Source organism: Sphaerimonospora thailandensis, from assembly GCF_016863115.1.
Classification (GTDB): Bacteria; Actinomycetota; Actinomycetes; order Streptosporangiales; family Streptosporangiaceae; genus Sphaerimonospora; species Sphaerimonospora cavernae.
The window spans coordinates 13,600-28,586 of the sequence record NZ_BOOG01000021.1 but is presented as its reverse complement, the minus strand read 5'-3'; the positions used below and the strand labels follow the sequence as shown (position 1 = coordinate 28,586).

The 14,987-nt window shown below is 70.0% G+C and carries 17 protein-coding genes; 7 read left to right on the top strand and 10 right to left on the bottom strand.

Annotated features, from left to right (window positions below):
* Positions 1-125: 125 nt before the first annotated feature.
* From Mth01_RS12460 to Mth01_RS12445, 4 genes are all read left to right on the top strand, one after another.
* Positions 126-476 carry an STAS domain-containing protein gene (locus Mth01_RS12460; protein ID WP_055479003.1) on the top strand — a complete coding sequence of 117 codons (351 nt, stop codon included), beginning with the start codon at positions 126-128 and terminating at the stop codon, positions 474-476.
* Positions 477-495: 19 nt separating this feature from the next.
* Positions 496-927, top strand: a complete 432-nt coding sequence (locus tag Mth01_RS12455) for an ATP-binding protein (RefSeq protein ID WP_204015973.1) — start codon at positions 496-498, stop codon at positions 925-927.
* Between the two features lie 373 nt (positions 928-1,300).
* Positions 1,301-3,634: a sodium-translocating pyrophosphatase gene (locus Mth01_RS12450; RefSeq protein WP_204015972.1), complete on the top strand. Its 2,334-nt coding sequence runs from the start codon at positions 1,301-1,303 to the stop codon at positions 3,632-3,634.
* 189 nt (positions 3,635-3,823) lie between these two features.
* Positions 3,824-4,303, top strand: a complete 480-nt coding sequence (locus Mth01_RS12445) for a SixA phosphatase family protein (protein ID WP_239089612.1) — start codon at positions 3,824-3,826, stop codon at positions 4,301-4,303.
* A 6-nt stretch (positions 4,304-4,309) separates the two neighbouring features.
* Here Mth01_RS12445 and serB read toward each other — a convergent pair whose 3' ends face one another.
* From serB to Mth01_RS12420, 5 genes are all read right to left on the bottom strand, one after another.
* Positions 4,310-5,533 (bottom strand): phosphoserine phosphatase SerB, encoded by a 1,224-nt coding sequence (gene serB, locus Mth01_RS12440; protein ID WP_239089611.1) that lies wholly within the window; start codon positions 5,531-5,533, stop codon positions 4,310-4,312.
* A gap of 98 nt (positions 5,534-5,631) precedes the next feature.
* A complete protein-coding gene (locus Mth01_RS12435; protein WP_204015970.1) occupies positions 5,632-6,699 on the bottom strand; it encodes an S-adenosylmethionine:tRNA ribosyltransferase-isomerase in 1,068 nt (355 codons plus the stop codon).
* Complete coding sequence (locus Mth01_RS12430) at positions 6,696-7,388, bottom strand: SDR family NAD(P)-dependent oxidoreductase (protein WP_239089610.1); 693 nt, start codon at positions 7,386-7,388, stop codon at positions 6,696-6,698. The genes Mth01_RS12435 and Mth01_RS12430 overlap by 4 nt, the downstream gene beginning before the upstream one ends.
* Positions 7,389-7,496: 108 nt before the next feature.
* Positions 7,497-8,243 carry a sulfite exporter TauE/SafE family protein gene (locus tag Mth01_RS12425; protein WP_204015968.1) on the bottom strand — a complete coding sequence of 249 codons (747 nt, stop codon included), beginning with the start codon at positions 8,241-8,243 and terminating at the stop codon, positions 7,497-7,499.
* 56 nt (positions 8,244-8,299) lie between these two features.
* Positions 8,300-9,088 carry an ABC transporter ATP-binding protein gene (locus Mth01_RS12420; RefSeq protein WP_204015967.1) on the bottom strand — a complete coding sequence of 263 codons (789 nt, stop codon included), beginning with the start codon at positions 9,086-9,088 and terminating at the stop codon, positions 8,300-8,302.
* Positions 9,089-9,154: 66 nt separating this feature from the next.
* Between Mth01_RS12420 and Mth01_RS12415 the strand changes: the two genes are divergently transcribed.
* On the top strand, positions 9,155-9,889 hold the full coding sequence (locus tag Mth01_RS12415; protein ID WP_239089609.1) for a hypothetical protein: 735 nt from the start codon (positions 9,155-9,157) through the stop codon (positions 9,887-9,889).
* On the opposite strand, the gene Mth01_RS12410 is transcribed toward Mth01_RS12415, so the two are convergent.
* From Mth01_RS12410 to Mth01_RS12395, 4 genes are all read right to left on the bottom strand, one after another.
* Positions 9,886-10,545, bottom strand: a complete 660-nt coding sequence (locus Mth01_RS12410) for a response regulator (RefSeq protein WP_204015965.1) — start codon at positions 10,543-10,545, stop codon at positions 9,886-9,888. The two genes, Mth01_RS12415 and Mth01_RS12410, sit on opposite strands and share 4 nt — an antisense overlap.
* Positions 10,542-11,693, bottom strand: a complete 1,152-nt coding sequence (locus Mth01_RS12405; protein ID WP_239089608.1) for a GAF domain-containing sensor histidine kinase — start codon at positions 11,691-11,693, stop codon at positions 10,542-10,544. The genes Mth01_RS12410 and Mth01_RS12405 overlap by 4 nt, the downstream gene beginning before the upstream one ends.
* A gap of 109 nt (positions 11,694-11,802) precedes the next feature.
* Complete coding sequence (locus Mth01_RS12400) at positions 11,803-12,711, bottom strand: Rieske 2Fe-2S domain-containing protein (RefSeq protein WP_204015963.1); 909 nt, start codon at positions 12,709-12,711, stop codon at positions 11,803-11,805.
* Between the two features lie 58 nt (positions 12,712-12,769).
* Entirely contained in the window at positions 12,770-12,976 is a 207-nt protein-coding gene (locus tag Mth01_RS12395; RefSeq protein ID WP_204015962.1) for a hypothetical protein, read from the bottom strand.
* A gap of 420 nt (positions 12,977-13,396) precedes the next feature.
* Between Mth01_RS12395 and Mth01_RS12390 the strand changes: the two genes are divergently transcribed.
* Positions 13,397-14,251, top strand: coding sequence for a helix-turn-helix domain-containing protein (locus Mth01_RS12390; protein ID WP_204015961.1), 855 nt, complete (start codon positions 13,397-13,399; stop codon positions 14,249-14,251).
* Positions 14,252-14,281: 30 nt separating this feature from the next.
* Positions 14,282-14,482: a DUF397 domain-containing protein gene (locus tag Mth01_RS12385; RefSeq protein WP_204015960.1), complete on the top strand. Its 201-nt coding sequence runs from the start codon at positions 14,282-14,284 to the stop codon at positions 14,480-14,482.
* 32 nt (positions 14,483-14,514) lie between these two features.
* On the opposite strand, the gene Mth01_RS12380 is transcribed toward Mth01_RS12385, so the two are convergent.
* Positions 14,515-14,901: an ankyrin repeat domain-containing protein gene (locus Mth01_RS12380; protein WP_204015959.1), complete on the bottom strand. Its 387-nt coding sequence runs from the start codon at positions 14,899-14,901 to the stop codon at positions 14,515-14,517.
* Positions 14,902-14,987: the final 86 nt, after the last annotated feature.

The following is a 14,987-nucleotide window of genomic DNA, read 5'->3' as shown; positions in this document are numbered from 1 at the left end:
TCGTGATTTCGTATAGACACGGAGTCGGGGCGTGGTTGAATGCCGCGCATCGGTGTCGTGAGTCCTGGAACCACCAGGATGCACGACCACATCGAGACGAACGCACGTAAGGCGCTGGAGGATCTGTGGATCTGAAGTTGGACCACCATTCCGAGGACAATCTCACCATCGTCGACGTCGAGGGTGAGATAGACGTCTACACCGCGCCGAGACTGCGTGAGCTGCTGATCGACCTGGTCAACAAGGGCAACTTCCACCTGCTCGTCAACATGGAGAAGGTGGACTTCCTCGACTCGACCGGCCTCGGGGTGCTGGTCGGCGGGCTCAAGCGGGTGAGGGCGCACGACGGTTCGCTGGAGCTCGTCTGCACGCAGGAGCGCATCCTGAAGATCTTCCGGATCACCGGACTGACCAAGGTCTTCGGGATCTACTCCTCGGTGGATGAGGCCAAGGAAATGCACGGCCGGGACAAGTGACGGCGCGGGAGCCTGCGACATGGCCACCGTCGAGCTGACGTTCAGCGCCCTGCCCGCCCACGTGCGTACGGCACGGCTGGTCGCCACGGCGATCGCCAGACGCACCGGGGTGGCGGAGGAGATCCTGGACGAGGTGCGGCTCGCCGTCGGAGAGGCGTGCTCGAGGGCAGTGGAGGCGCATCGTCTCCACTGCCCGGACGAGCCCGTGCGCATCGAGTTACGCGATGACGAGGGGCGTTTCGAGGTGACCGTCACCGACGTCGCCCCGAGCGACGACGTGACACCCCGTGTCCTCGCGGCGAACGGCAATCCCATGCCTGAGATGGCCGGTCTCGGGCTCGCGGTCATCGCGGGACTCGCCGACGACGTCGAGGTGCTTCCCGGGCCCAAGGGCATGTGCATTCGGATGAGCTGGCCGGCGTCCTCCAACGGAGCCGCCGCCACCGCCTGACCGGGAGTCCGGGTGCCGCCTCCGTGCGGCACCCGGTTGCGGCATGCCCGGGTAAATTCAGGACGACCGAAAACGCCATTTCCGGTTGTCCATGCCATACGGCCCGATGAAGCCTGCCGCCCTGACGAACTTGGTCAAGAAGACGGCAAAACCCGTCAAATGTTGTCTCATTACTGGCCGAGGTGGCGATTACCGTGCTCGGAGGCCTTCATATCCGCGGCGCTGCTGCGTAGACTCCCCGCACCGGCCAAGGTATTGCGGATGCAACCGGAAGCGGCACTGCCAACCACCCGGATGCGCGCCGCGAAGGCCAGACAAGATCGTCAGGGCGCCTCCGGGCAGGAACCGAACCCCGTCTGGCCGAGGAGGACGGATGTCTGCCTACCAAGCCGCTCGCGAAGGCGCAGCGGTGGCTCTTAACGGATCTCATCTCACACTGGTCGTCGTGGTCGCCGCGGTGGCCCTGCTCGCGCTGGCCGTCGCCGGTGGCCTTGTCCGGGAGGTGCTCGCCGCCGGACAGGGCACCGAACGCATGCAGAACATCGCGCGAGCCGTACAGGAGGGAGCGGCGGCCTATCTCACGCGCCAGTTCCGCACGCTCGGCCTGTTCGTCGTCGTCATCCCGCTGCTGCTGTTGCTGCTGCCCGCAGAGTCGACCGGCGAGCGGATCGGCCGCTCGGTCTTCTTCGTCGTCGGCGCGGTGTTCTCCGCGCTGACCGGCTTCATCGGCATGTGGCTCGCGGTCCGGGGCAACGTCCGGGTCGCATCCGCGGCCCGGGAGTCCGGCGAGAAGGTCGCGATGCGGATCGCGTTCCGCACCGGCGGCGTCGCGGGCATGTTCACGGTCGGCCTGGGCCTGCTGGGCGCGGCCATCGTCGTGCTCGTGTACAAGGGTGACGCGCCGAGGGTGCTGGAAGGATTCGGCTTCGGCGCCGCGCTGCTCGCGATGTTCATGCGGGTCGGCGGCGGCATCTTCACCAAGGCCGCCGACGTGGGCGCCGACCTGGTCGGCAAGGTCGAGCAGGGCATCCCCGAGGACGACCCGCGCAACGCGGCCACCATCGCCGACAACGTGGGCGACAACGTGGGTGACTGCGCCGGCATGGCGGCCGACCTGTTCGAGTCGTACGCCGTCATGCTCGTCGCGAGCCTGATCCTCGGCAAGGCGGCCTTCGGCACCGAGGGCCTGGTCTTCCCGCTGATCGTCCCGATGATCGGTGTCATCACCGCGATCATCGGGATCTTCACCACCGCACCGCGCAGCCGCGACCGCTCCGGCATGTCCGCGATCAACCGCGGCTTCTTCATCTCGGCGGCGATCTCGGCCGTGCTGGTGGCGGTGGCCGCGTTCACCTACCTGCCGGCGAGCTTCGCCGAACTGAGCGGTGTCAGCAGCGAGATCGCGGCGGTCACCTCCGACCCGCGCCTGATCGCGATCGGCGCGGTGCTCATCGGCCTGGTTCTGGCCAGCGCGATCCAGATCCTCACCGGCTACTTCACCGAGACGAACCGCCGTCCGGTGAAGGAGATCGGCGAGAGCTCCCTCACCGGTCCCGCGACCGTCATCCTGTCCGGCATCTCGGTCGGCCTCGAGTCCGCGGTCTACTCGGCGCTGCTGATCGGCGGCGCGGTCTACGGCGCGTTCCTGCTGGGCTTCGGCAACGTCACCCTGGCCCTGTTCGCGGTCGCGCTCGCCGGCACCGGCCTGCTGACCACGGTCGGCGTCATCGTGTCGATGGACACCTTCGGCCCGGTCGCGGACAACGCCCAGGGCATCGCCGAGATGTCCGGCGACGTCGAGGGCGAGGGCGCCCGCGTGCTCAACTCGCTGGACGCGGTGGGCAACACCACCAAGGCCATCACCAAGGGCATCGCGATCGCCACGGCCGTGCTGGCCGCCACCGCCCTGTTCGGTGCGTTCCGCACCGCGGTCGAGGGTGAGCTCGGGCGGGCGACGCAGGGCGTCAAGGACGTGCTCGGCTCGTTCGCGGACTTCAGTCTGTCGGTGGACGCGCCGAACGTGCTGGTCGGCCTCGTCATCGGCGCGGCGGTGGTGTTCCTGTTCTCGGGCCTGGCGATCAGCGCGGTCGGCCGCGCCGCCGGCCGGGTGGTCTACGAGGTGCGCGAGCAGTTCCGGACCAAGCCCGGGATCATGGACGGCAGCGAGCTGCCCGACTACGGCCGGGTGGTCGACATCTGCACGCGTGACTCGCTGCGCGAGCTGGCCACGCCCGGTCTCCTCGCGGTGCTGACGCCCATCGCGGTCGGCTTCGCGCTCGGGTACGCCCCGCTGGGCGCCTTCCTCGCCGGCGCCATCGCGGCCGGCACGCTGATGGCGGTCTTCCTGGCCAACTCCGGTGGCGCCTGGGACAACGCCAAGAAGCTCGTCGAGGACGGTCACCACGGCGGCAAGGGCTCGGAGGCCCACGCCGCCACGGTGATCGGCGACACCGTCGGCGACCCGTTCAAGGACACCGCGGGCCCGGCGATCAACCCGCTGATCAAGGTCATGAACCTGGTCGCGCTGCTGATCGCCCCGGCCGTCGTCGCCTACGCCGACAATGTCGCGCTCCGCGTGGGCGCGACCGTCGTCGCGGTGGCGATCGTGGTGGGCGCGGTCGTCGTCTCCAAGCGGCGCTCCGGCGGCATCGCCCCCTCCGGTGAGGGCGACAGCGAGAAGCGCGCCTCGGCGGCCGTCGCGAGCTGACGCGAGCTCATGATGTGAAGGTCCCCCGCTCCGGGAGCGGGGGACCTTCTTCATACACTGGATCGCTATGGACAAGCCGAGTGGCGCGCGGACCCTGGCGCTGATCCTGCTGAGCATGGCGGTGATGTTCGCGTTGATAGTCGGCCTCGCGATTTGGGCGGCCGGATGAGCCGGGCCGGTGGCGGGACGATGAGGACGCTCGTCGTGGTACGGCACGCCGAAGCGGGTCACGTGCCCGGGCTGCCGGACCGGGAGCGCCCGCTCACCGAGGGGGGCGAGCACGACGCCCGCGAGGCGGGGGAGCTCATCGGGCGCCTGAATCCGGAGCTGGTGGTCTGCTCGCCGGCGGTGCGCACGCGGCGGACCGCCGAACTGCTCGATCTCGACGCGCCCGTCGAGATCGAACGGGAGATCTACGAGGCGTACCCGGAGGAACTGCTGGAACTGCTGTGCCGTACCGACCCGGACGTGCACACGCTCGTCCTGGTCGGGCACAACCCGGGTGTGCACCAGCTCGTGCTGGGCCTCACCGGCACGGCGGGCGACGGCTTTCCGCCCGGGGCCGTCGCCGTGGTCCGGCTCCCCGGGTCGTGGGCCGAGGCCGGGTTCGGTACGGGAAGCCTGGTCGAGATGTGCCAACCTCGGCGTTTTCTGGGGAAATCGACCTGACGGATTTCAGGCCGGCATGGGCGGCAGGCCGTCCTCGGCGTCGGCTGCCTCTACCTCCTCGCGGGAGATGCCGAGCAGGTAGAGGATCGAGTCGAGGTACGGGACGTTGAGCGCGGTGTCCGCGGCCTGCCGTACGACCGGTTTGGCGTTGAACGCGATGCCGAGGCCGGCGGCGGCCAGCATGTCGAGGTCGTTGGCCCCGTCGCCGACCGCGACGGTCTGGCTGAGCGGGATGTTCGACTCGGCGGCGAAGCGCTCCAGCGCACGCGCCTTGCCGGGCCGGTCGACGATCTCGCCGGTGACCCGGCCGGTGAGCCTGCCGTCGACGACCTCCAGCGTGTTGGCGGCCGAGTAGTCGATGCCGAGGTCCCGCACCAGGGTGTCGGTGATCTGGGTGAAGCCGCCGCTGACGATCGCGAACCGGTAGTCGAGCCGCTTGAGGGTCCGCACCAGCGTGCGCGCCCCCGGCGTCAGCACCAGCTCCTTGGCGACCTTCTCGAAGACTTCTTCGGAGAGCCCTTCCAGCAGGGCGACCCGCCTGATCAGCGACTGGGCGAAGTCCAACTCGCCCCGCATGGCCTCCTCGGTCACCCGAGCCACCTCGTCGAGGCAGCCCGCGTGCTTGGCCAGCAGTTCGATGACCTCGTTCTGGATGAGCGTCGAGTCGACGTCCATGACGATGAGCCGCTTGGCGCGGCGGTGCAGGCCGCTGCGCTGCACGGCGACGTCGACCTGCTGCGCGGCGGCCTCGGCTGCCAGCGCCACCCGCATGGCCTGCGGGTTCGCCCCGGAGACCGCCATCTCGATGCAGGTCACGGGATAGCTCGACAGTCGCTCGATCCGGTCGATGTTGGCGCCGCACGCGGCTATCCGCCCGGTGATCCCGGCCATCGCGGCGGGCAGCAGCGGTGCGCCCAGCACTGTGACGTGGAGGCGGCCGCGACGGCGTTTCTCTTTGGAGACCGTGCCGGTCGCGATCTCGAGGTCCATGTCCAGATCGGCGGCCACCTGCTCGACGGCCGTCCACAGGCCGCCGATGGTGCCACCGGTGCCGGTGGGCGGCCCACCGGCGTAGGCGACCAGCACACCGAGCGTGAGGCGGCCGCGGATCACGACCTGCTCCACGTCGGCGACGGTCACGGGAAACGCGGTGAGTACCTCGAACAGCCGGGAGGTGACGCCTGGGCGGTCGGGACCCGTCAACGTGATCAGGAGCGTACGCTGGTTCACGTTGTTTGAGGTTACTGTGCGGGCTTTCATGACCGTACATCAGGTTCCCGAACCGGCAGGCCTCCGGGCCTTGTCCTGAGGGTCGACCGCGTGCGTGGTCAAAGGATCAGGTGGGTGTCCCCGAACTCGTGCCACAGGTATTCCTCCCGCAGCGCCGTCTCGTATGAACGGGCGAGCAGTTCGGTCCCCGCGATCGCGGACAGCATCAGCAGGTGGCTCGATCTCGGCTCGTGCAGGCCGGTGAGCAGGCCGTCCACCACCCGGACACCTCCCTGCGGGGTCACGATGTGCGACGTCCATCCGGAGGCGGCCCGAACGGGCCCCGCGGGCCCCCGCGCCGCGGCGTCCGGTGACTGCGCCGCCGCGGACTCCAACGCCCGGACGACCGTCGTGCCGACCGCGATGACCCGCCCACCGCTCGCTCTGGTGAGGTTCACCAGCCGCGCCGTCTGAGGCGAGACCGAGAACCGTTCCGCGTAGGGCGGCTCGTCCTTCTCGGGCGAGGCCACCCCGGTGTGCAGGGTAACCGGGGCGATCGCGATCCCCCGGGACACCAGCGCCGTCACCAGTTCGGCTGTGAAGGGCCGGCCGGCGCTCGGCATCTCGGCGCTGCCGGCCTCGACGCCGAACACGGTCTGGTAGTCCCCGATCGGCCAGTCTCGCGGCACGTAGCCGTACCGGATCGGCCGGCCGTGCTCGGCCAGGTACGACGGCACGTCGCGGTCGAGCGTCGCCCGCCACAGTCGCGGAGTCTCCTTGGCGATCAGATGGAGCATCGCCCCGTCGGGCAGGGGCAGCCACTCCCGCGGCTCGGCCCCGGAGTAGGGCTCGGTCGCCGTGGCCGTACGGCGCCGCAGCTCCACCAGCCACTCCCCGGACGGGAGCTCGGTGGAGAAGTGCACGACGAGCCGGTCCAGCCGTACCGCCGCCGGCAGCGTCGCCGAGTTGTTGACGACGAGCAGGTCGCCGGCCGACAGGACGGAGGGCAGATCGGTGAAGGCGTGATGGGTGATCTGCCCGGTGTCGCGGCGGGAGACGAGCAGACGGATCCCGTCTCGCCGCAGGCCGCGTGCCTCGGGCGGTTCATGCGCCTCGAGCGGCGGCGTCAGCGCGAAATCGATAATTCCGGGCCCGCTACTCAAACCGCTGCTCAAACCGGCGCTCATGCCGGTGCTCCCAGCCCCGTCGTCTCCCGCTCCAGGCTCTCCCTGGTGAACCGGCCGCTCGCCGGGCGGGCGGCGACGAGGCGAAGCAGAGCCGGGGCGACGATCTCCGGCGGCGGGGCCGACGCGGCCTCGGCGGCCCCGACCGCAGCGGCGAGCATCCGGGTGTGCATCTCTCCGGGATCCACCGACCACACCGCGACTTCGGGCTCCTCGGCGGCCAGCACATGGGATATCTGGTCGAGCGCCGCCTTGGTCGAGCCGTAGCCGCCCCAGCCCTCGTACGCCTCGACGGCCGCGTCCGACGAGATGTTCAGGATCGCGCCGCGCCGCTCGCGCAGCGCGGGCAGCGTCGCCTGGATCAGCGCGAGCGGGGCGATCACGTTGGTCTCCAGCAGATCGCGCAGGGCGTCGAGCGGGTAACCGGCGAGCGGCGGCATCGGGACCGGGCCGAGTCCGCTCGCGTTGTTCACGAGCAGATCCAGCTCGGGTACGGCCTTCGCCAGCCTGGCCACGTGCGCGGGATCGGCGATGTCCCCCGCGATGGCCCGGGCATCGAGATCGAAGGCCGCCGAGTAGAGATCCTCCTCGCCCCGTGCGGTGAGCAGGAGCGACCAGCCGTCCTGGGCGAGCGCCTTGGCGAGCGCGAGTCCGAGCCCTCGCGAAGCTCCGGTGATCAATGCGTGTTTCATGGCTCTCACGCTAGAAACCGGTCGCCCGCCGGGCATCGGCCCGTGGACCTGATCAACCCTCGGTCCATCGCCCTAAGCCGATGGTCCGAAGCCCGCGCGATTTCCGCTTCAGGAGACGAGCTTCACGATCGCGGCGACTCCGACGGCGACGATGAAGCCGCGCAGGACCACCGGGGGAAGCCGGCGGCCCAGCCGCGCGCCGAGGAACCCGCCCACGGCCGTACCGAGCGCCACCATCAGCACGGCCGACCAGTCCACCTGTGCGATCAGCGTGAACAGGACCGCGGCGGTCGCGTTGACCAGCAGCGAGAGCAGGTTCTTCGCCGCGTTGATCCGCTGGAGATCCTCGTCGAGGAAGAGACCGAGCAGCCCGATGAGGACGACTCCCTGCGCTGCGCCGAAATAGCCGCCGTAGGCCCCCGCCCCGAGCACGCCCAGCCACAGCCAGGGGCCGCCGTGGGGATGCACGCGGAGTTTGACGAGCCACCGGCTGAGCCTCGGCTGCGCCACGACCAGGACGCAGGCGAATCCGATGAGCACCGGCACGATGACCTGGAACGCCTTCTCCGGAAGACACAGCAGCAGCACACCACCGATCAGCGAGCCGAGCACCGAGGCCGTCCCCAGCCGGATGAGCCGGTCGCGCTGGCCCCTGAGCTCGGGACGGTAGCCCATCACCCCGGTGATGCCGCCCGGCACCATCCCTATGTTGTTCGAGACGTTGGCCACGATCGGCGGGTAACCCAGGGCCAGCAGCGTCGGAAACGTGATCAGCGACCCCGATCCCACCACGGCGTTGATGCCCCCGGCCCCTACCCCGGCCGCGAACACCGCGACCGCCTCCAACGGCGTCACTCGCTTACTCCCTCATACGGTGTCCCCCGACTCTAGGGAAACGTCCGTACGAGAAATCACTGGGGGCGGGCGTACCAGCGGCCTTCCCGGCCGCGGTCGAGGAAGAGGGGCACGCCGAAGGTCCTGGACAGGTTGTCCACGGTCATGACCGACTCGAGCGGGCCCTGGTCGACCACCGAGCCGTGCCGGAGCAGCAGCGCATGGGTGAACCCGGCCGGGATCTCCTCGACGTGGTGGGTGACCAGCACCATCGTCGGGGACTTGGGATCCTTGGCCAGCGCGCCCAGGCGACGCACCAGATCCTCCCGGCCGCCCACGTCGAGCCCGGCGGCCGGCTCGTCGAGCAGCATCAGCTCCGGATCCGGCATCATGGCCCGGGCGATCTGCACGCGCTTGCGCTCGCCCTCCGACAGGGTGGCGAACCTGCGGCGGATCAGATGGGCGCAGCCGAACTGGTCGATGAGCTCCACGGCCCGGGTCACGTCGTGCGAGTCGTACTCCTCGGTCCACCGGCCGAGGATCGCGTACGACGCGGTCAGCACGAGATCGATGACCTTCTCATCCGGCGGGATCCGCTCGGCGAGCGCGGCGCTGGCCAGGCCGATCCTGGGCCGCAGCTCGAACACGTCGGTCTGGCCCAGCCGCTCCCCGAGGACCTCTACCGAGCCCTCCGACGGGTAGAGCAGCGCCCCGGCCACCTGCAGCAGGGTCGTCTTCCCCGCCCCGTTGGCGCCGATGACGACCCAGCGCTCATCCTCCCGGACGCTCCAGTCGATGCCCCGCAGCAGGACGGCTCCGTCCCTGCGGACGGCCACGTCCTGAAACCGAAGCACCTGACCGCCCATCGTGGCCCCCCTCCCAAGGTTCGTTGCCCTAAAACTATGGCAGGTGAAGCGCATATCGTGGATCGGGTGCGCATCGATTCATCGGTCTCGGCCACGCTCGTCTCCTGGGGCAACGCCTGGCTGGCCGGGCATACCGGACTGGACGTCGTGGTGGACCGGCTGGAAGGCGCCGCCGGGCCCCAAGTGGTGGCGGCCCACACGGCGGGCGGCGTGGACGAGGGCACGCTCCGCGCGTTCCTGATGGACCGGCGGATCGAAGGGCTGAGCTCGTTACGGCTGGCCCTGCCGGCGCCCGGCGACCCGCTGGGGCTCACCGGTCCGCCCGCGTTCAACGGCGTCGCCATCGACGCCGGCCAGGCCGCGATCGCCGTGCTGCCCGGCCGGTGCTTCGGCCTCGTGCCGGGCGAGGACCGGCGCGGTTCGTCATACTCCGGGATCCGCTGGACCGTCCACGAGGCGTCCACCACACCCCCCGACCTGCCGTCGCTCGCCGAGGCGGAGCGGGCCCTCACGGCCGCCATGCGGTCGGCCACCGAAGCGCTGCTCGCCGTCACCGGCCCGGCCCAGGGTTTCCCGACGGCCTTCCACGGCGGGGACGACGCCGAAGGCACGCTCGCGCCCGGCTATCCCGGGCAGGCCCACCGCGTCGGCGCCCTCGCCGCGCGGCTCGCCCTCGCGCTGCGCCTCGCCGACGAACGCGGGTTGACCGCCGGGCAGATCTCCGCCCGCGGCGAGGCCCTGCGCGATCTCGACCGGGTCGTACGGCGCGCCCGCGTCGCCGCCCATCATGCGCTGGTCTAACCCAGGCCGTGCCGGACGGCGTAGAGGGCGGCCTGGGTCCGGTCCTGCACGCCGAGTTTCATGAGCACGTTGGAGACGTGGGTCTTCACGGTCTTCTCCGCCACGACGAGCTCGCGGGCGATCTCCCGGTTCGAGTGGCCCCCGGCGATCAGTTTGAGCACCTCCCGCTCCCGCTCGGTGAGCGCGGCTCCCCGATCATCGGAAGCGGACCCATCGGGCACCGGGCCGTGCCGTGCCACGCCTGTCGTTCCGGGCGGGGTGAGCACGGCCGCCGCCGCCTCCGGGGCGAGCAGCACCTGGCCGCCGTGCACGGCGCGGATCGCCTGCACGAGGGCGGCGGGGTCGACGTCCTTGTAGAGGAAGCCGGCGGCGCCCGCGCGCATGGCCAGGGCAACGTCGCCGCGGTCGTCGGCCGAGGTCAGGACGATCACTCGCAGCTCCCGCGTGTCCAGGCGGGTGAGCGTGTCGAGGCCGTCGAGCACCGGCATCTTCAGGTCGAGCAGCAGCACGTCGGGCGCGAGCGACTCCACCAGCGCGACGGCCTCCGCGCCGTCGGCCGCCTCCCCGACCACGGTGAGGTCCCCCTGAACCTCCAGGAAGGTGCGCAGCCCCTGCCGGACGATCGGGTGATCGTCGGCGATCAGCACGCGGATCACGCGGACACCTCCAGCCGTACGGCGGTGCCGCGCCCGATGGCGGAGTCCACCGTGAACGACCCGCCGACCGCCTCGGCCCGGTCGCGCATGGACGACAGCCCGAGTCCGCGTACCCCGTCGGCCCCGGTCTCCTCGTCGAAGCCCCGCCCGTCGTCGTGCACCTCGAGGACGAGCCCGGCCTCGGTGCGCGAGAGCCGTACGGCAATGGACGTCGCGTAGGCGTGGCGGACCGCGTTGTGCAGTGCCTCCTGGGCGATCCGCAGCACGACGACATCGACCTCGGGTGTCAGGCAGCCGGTCGGCGACTCGCCCTCGAAGGTGAACGTGATTGACGGGGGATGCAGACGGTCGAGCAGTCGGACCTGATCGCGCAGGGTCTCGACGAGGCCCTGACGGTCGAGCTCGGCCGGGCGCAGCTCCACGATCACCGCACGCAGCTCGGCGAGCGCCTCACCGGCCATCCGCTCCACCCGGTCGATCTCTCTGGCCGCACGATCGGGGTCCGAACGGGCCAGCGCCGCCGCGGCCCGCGCGGTCAGGCGCAGGGAGAACAGCTTCTGGCTCACCGCGTCGTGCAGTTCGCGGGCCATCCGGGTGCGCTCCTCGACCACGCTCAGCTCGCGACTGCGCTCGTACAGCCGGGCGTTGGTGATGGCGATGGCGGCGTGCGCGGCGAACATGGCGAGGAGTTCCTCGTCGTCGCAGGTGAATCCGCCGGGCGTCCTCTTGTTGGACAAGAAGATGATGCCGAGCACCTGGTCGCCGTCCTTGATGGGCACGCCCAGGAAGTCCTTGAGGACGGGATGCGCCTTCGGCCATCCTTCGAACCTGGAATCCGTGCGGATGTCCGTCAGCCGGACCGGCCTGCCCTCGCGCAGCAGCGCGCCCAGCATGCCGTGCTGCCTGGGAGTGGGGCCGATCATCTTCCACTGTGCGTCGGAGATCCCGTCGGCGACGAACTCGCCGAACGCTCCGTCGTCGTCGGGCACGCCGAGCGCCGCGTAGCAGGCGTCGAGGAGCCGCCGCGCCGAAGAAACGATCACCTGGAGCACCTCGCGCACCGACAGGTGGCGGGTCACCGCCAGCACGGCCGAACTGACCGCGTGCAGCACCGCGTCGCACTCGGCGGAGGTGGTTCGCTCGGACACGCCCCACAGATTAGGACAGCCTGCCGACATCCGCCCGCGAGGGAGCCGCCGGCGTCAGGGACGGAGAGTTCGACTGCGTCGCGATGTCGTGGGCGGGCCGCGAAGCCGGTCATTCGGCGGGACGGATCTGGACGATGCCACCCTGACGCAGGCGGGTCTTGAAGGCCGGTTGCCGTGCGGTGGCCGGGCCGTGCACCACCGAGCCATCCGAGATGCGGAAGACGCTGCCGTGCCACGGGCACACCACGCACGGTTCGCCTCCGTCGGGCGTCACATGGCCCTGGTGCAGGGGGCCGGCGAGATGGGAGCAGTCGTCCGCCAGCACGCTCACCCCGTCGCCCAGACGCAGCACGAACAGGTCGATGTAGCCCAGCCGTCGCCGGACCGGCCGTCCGTTCGGCAGGTCCTTGAGCGTGCACAGGTCGTGCCAGCCGAGCGGCATGAGGTGACTGACCGGCTGGGCGTGGTTGGAGCCCGCCCCCTGCCGGTAGGAGAGATGGCCGCCGAGGTAGCCGCCCGCGCTCGCCGCGCCGAGCCCGGCGTACCCCAGGACCCGTCCGGCCCGCTCCCGCCCGGCCGTTCTCAGGAGCAGCGAGCCCGTGTACAACGCGGCCGCCGTGATGTTGGTCAGCGCGTGTACCAGGCCGACGCGCTGCTGCTCCCGGTGGAGGGCCGACCAGTCCGTGAGCCCGGCCGCGGCGGTGGGCAGCGCCGTACCGAGCCCGGTGGCGATCAGCATGCGCGATGCCCGTGGGTCGGCCCTGGAGAAGTCCAGCAGGGCGGCGGCCATCCAGCAGCCGAAGGTCGTCATGGCCCCCGCCGGGTGCAGTGGGTGTCCGATGGGGACTCCGTGCAGGGTGTCGCGTAACCTGCCCGTGCCCAGCCTGCGACATATGGCCTTGGAGATCTTGTAGATCGGCCGGTCGAGGGTGGTGGTTCGTTCGAGCCCGTCGAGGAGATCGGCGGACCGGATCAGCCGGGGTCGGCCCGCGCGCCGCGACCTGGTCGTCTCTTCCATCTTTCGGCCCCCCTAACACCGGTCCCGTACCCCCGATCGGGGAGCCTTCACGGGTGGGTCACGCCGAGAAGCGGCGGCCGACCTCCTCGACCTCTCGGACCAGGTCAAAGCGCGGGTCGCGGTAGAGGCGCGCGCCGAAGCCGGTGCGGTTGACGGTCCATCGCAGCTCCTGCGCCCATCTATCCTGATCCGCGCATAATGCCCGATCTGCCAGATTTACGTGGGTCTTGATTAGTAACAGCCAGTTGCTACCGTTGGGAGGCATAGGAGACTCCTTTCGGATGGCTTCGCGGTGGAGTTCTCATGTGCTTTCGCCGGGTCGAGGGTCGGCAGCCTTCGGCCCGGCCGTGTCGATCCCCGTTGGGAAGTGCCGATTCCCCCTGGGATCGCGTCGATTCCCGTGAGGCGGTGTCCCCGTTGAGACCGCTGGACCCGAGGGGTGAGCGGACTTGACGGTTGAGCGGACTCAGCGGTTGAGCGGACTCGGCGGTTGAGCGGACTCGAGGTTGGAAGACACCGTCCCTGTACCGATCGTGACTCAGGACGGATATCGCTGCAATACTTGACGAAAGGAAACTTGCAAGGATCTTCTCGGCATGCACTGCTGATTGCGGTGCAAGTTGCATCAGAGTGAACGGGTAGCCTTTCGGGGGTAGGCGCGGCGCGGCGAAGGAGGTCGGTCGGGATGCCGGACCGTGGCAGTCCCACCGTCCGCAGACGACGGCTCGGCCAGGAGCTCCGCCGGTTGAGGGAGCGCGCCGAGCTGACCGGGGACCAGGTCGCGGAACGGCTGGGCTGGTCGGCGGCGAAGGTGAGCCGGATCGAGACCGCCCGGACCTCGCCACGCGAGAGCGACATAGAGGCGCTTCTGGTGATCTACGTGGTAGATTCTGATCAGCGCCAAGAGCTGCTCACCCTGCATCGCGACGCCAACCGAAAAGGCTGGTGGGAGGAGTATCGGGACTCCCTGCCCAAGGAATACACGACCTTCCTGGGGCTGGAGGCCGAGGCCGTCATGGCACGCAGCTGGGAACCCCAGGTCGTGCCGGGTCTGTTCCAGACCGAGTCGTACGTCCGGGCCATGATGGAGAGCGGACAGCGGAGCACTCTGGAGGCGCCCGGTGGTCTCCGGAGCCGGATCGAGGTCCGGATGGCCCGGCAGGAAGCCGTCCTCCATGCGGAGAACCCGCCCGGGCTCTCAGTCGTCATGGAGGAGTCGGTCCTGCTGCGCCCGTTCGGCGGCGGCGAGGTCATGCGGGAACAGCTCCGGCGTCTGGCCGAAGTCTCCGAACTCCCACATGTCGCGCTGCGGATCCTCCCGCTGGACGCGGAGCACCCGATTAACACCGGGGCGTTCTCTCACCTCAAACTGCCGGAGTTTCACGACGTCGTGTACCTGGAGGCACTCCTGGGCGGGCGTCTGATCGAGGATGAGGCGATCGTCTATCGTTACGAGGTCGCGTTCGACTACCTCGAGACGAAGGCGCTCGATGTGCGAGCCTCCCGGAAACACATAGAGAAGACCATCAGCCGCTGGTGACGAGCCCGCGGCGGGGAGACCGATATTTAAATGAAGTCAACTGATCTGCCCGGCTGGCGTAAGAGCAGCCGGAGCGCGAACAACTGCGCCTGCGTCGAGGTCGCCACCCTGCCTGAGGGCCATGTCGGGGTGCGCGACAGCAAGGACCGAGGCGGCCCCGTGCTGGTTTTCACCCCTGCCGAATGGGACGCGTTCATCGGGGGCGTCAAGGACGGCGAATTCGACCTCTGACCTGGCACGCGGGGTGGAAACGGCTTCGCTGTTCAAACGGCCAGCAGGTGCTCCCGGCCGAACATGGCGGCTGCGGCCCGCGCGCTCGGCGTACCCGCGTCGAGGTCGGCGCCCACCTCGCGAAGCACGGCCACGACGTCGTCCGCGCCCTTGAACAGGGCGCCGGCGATGGGCGACTGATCACGCGCGTTGCGCAGGTCCGGATCGGCGCCGCGATCGAGCAGAGCGCGCACCGTCCCGGCATGCCCGTGGTAGGCCGCGATCATGAGCAGGGTGTTCGCGGCAGGATCGGCCGCGTCGACCGGCAGCCCGTGATCGACGAATTCCATCAGTTGCTCGGTGTCGCCTTCCCGGGCCAGGTCCATCGCGATCGCCACGACGCGCTCGATCTGCTCCGAGGTCAGTCCACCGTCGCTCATGAGGCCTTCTCCTGAACACGTCTGCGAAATCCGGCGCGCCCCGGCGTGGTGCGGATGACCGCGCACCACGCCGGGGAGCCTGGGAA

Bases quoted from the DNA above. Each gene is read 5' to 3' on its own strand.
- Mth01_RS12445 (WP_239089612.1), top strand. From the start codon at position 3,824: ATGAGGACGCTCGTCGTGGTACGGCACGCCGAAGCGGGTCACGTGCCC.
- Mth01_RS12430 (WP_239089610.1), bottom strand. From the start codon at position 7,388: ATGAAACACGCATTGATCACCGGAGCTTCGCGAGGGCTCGGACTCGCG.
- Mth01_RS12435 (WP_204015970.1), bottom strand. From the start codon at position 6,699: ATGAGCGCCGGTTTGAGCAGCGGTTTGAGTAGCGGGCCCGGAATTATC.
- Mth01_RS12420 (WP_204015967.1), bottom strand. From the start codon at position 9,088: ATGGGCGGTCAGGTGCTTCGGTTTCAGGACGTGGCCGTCCGCAGGGAC.
- Mth01_RS12455 (WP_204015973.1), top strand. From the start codon at position 496: ATGGCCACCGTCGAGCTGACGTTCAGCGCCCTGCCCGCCCACGTGCGT.
- Mth01_RS12385 (WP_204015960.1), top strand. From the start codon at position 14,282: ATGAAGTCAACTGATCTGCCCGGCTGGCGTAAGAGCAGCCGGAGCGCG.
- Mth01_RS12380 (WP_204015959.1), bottom strand. From the start codon at position 14,901: ATGAGCGACGGTGGACTGACCTCGGAGCAGATCGAGCGCGTCGTGGCG.
- Mth01_RS12395 (WP_204015962.1), bottom strand. From the start codon at position 12,976: ATGCCTCCCAACGGTAGCAACTGGCTGTTACTAATCAAGACCCACGTA.
- Mth01_RS12450 (WP_204015972.1), top strand. From the start codon at position 1,301: ATGTCTGCCTACCAAGCCGCTCGCGAAGGCGCAGCGGTGGCTCTTAAC.
- Mth01_RS12390 (WP_204015961.1), top strand. From the start codon at position 13,397: ATGCCGGACCGTGGCAGTCCCACCGTCCGCAGACGACGGCTCGGCCAG.
- Mth01_RS12400 (WP_204015963.1), bottom strand. From the start codon at position 12,711: ATGGAAGAGACGACCAGGTCGCGGCGCGCGGGCCGACCCCGGCTGATC.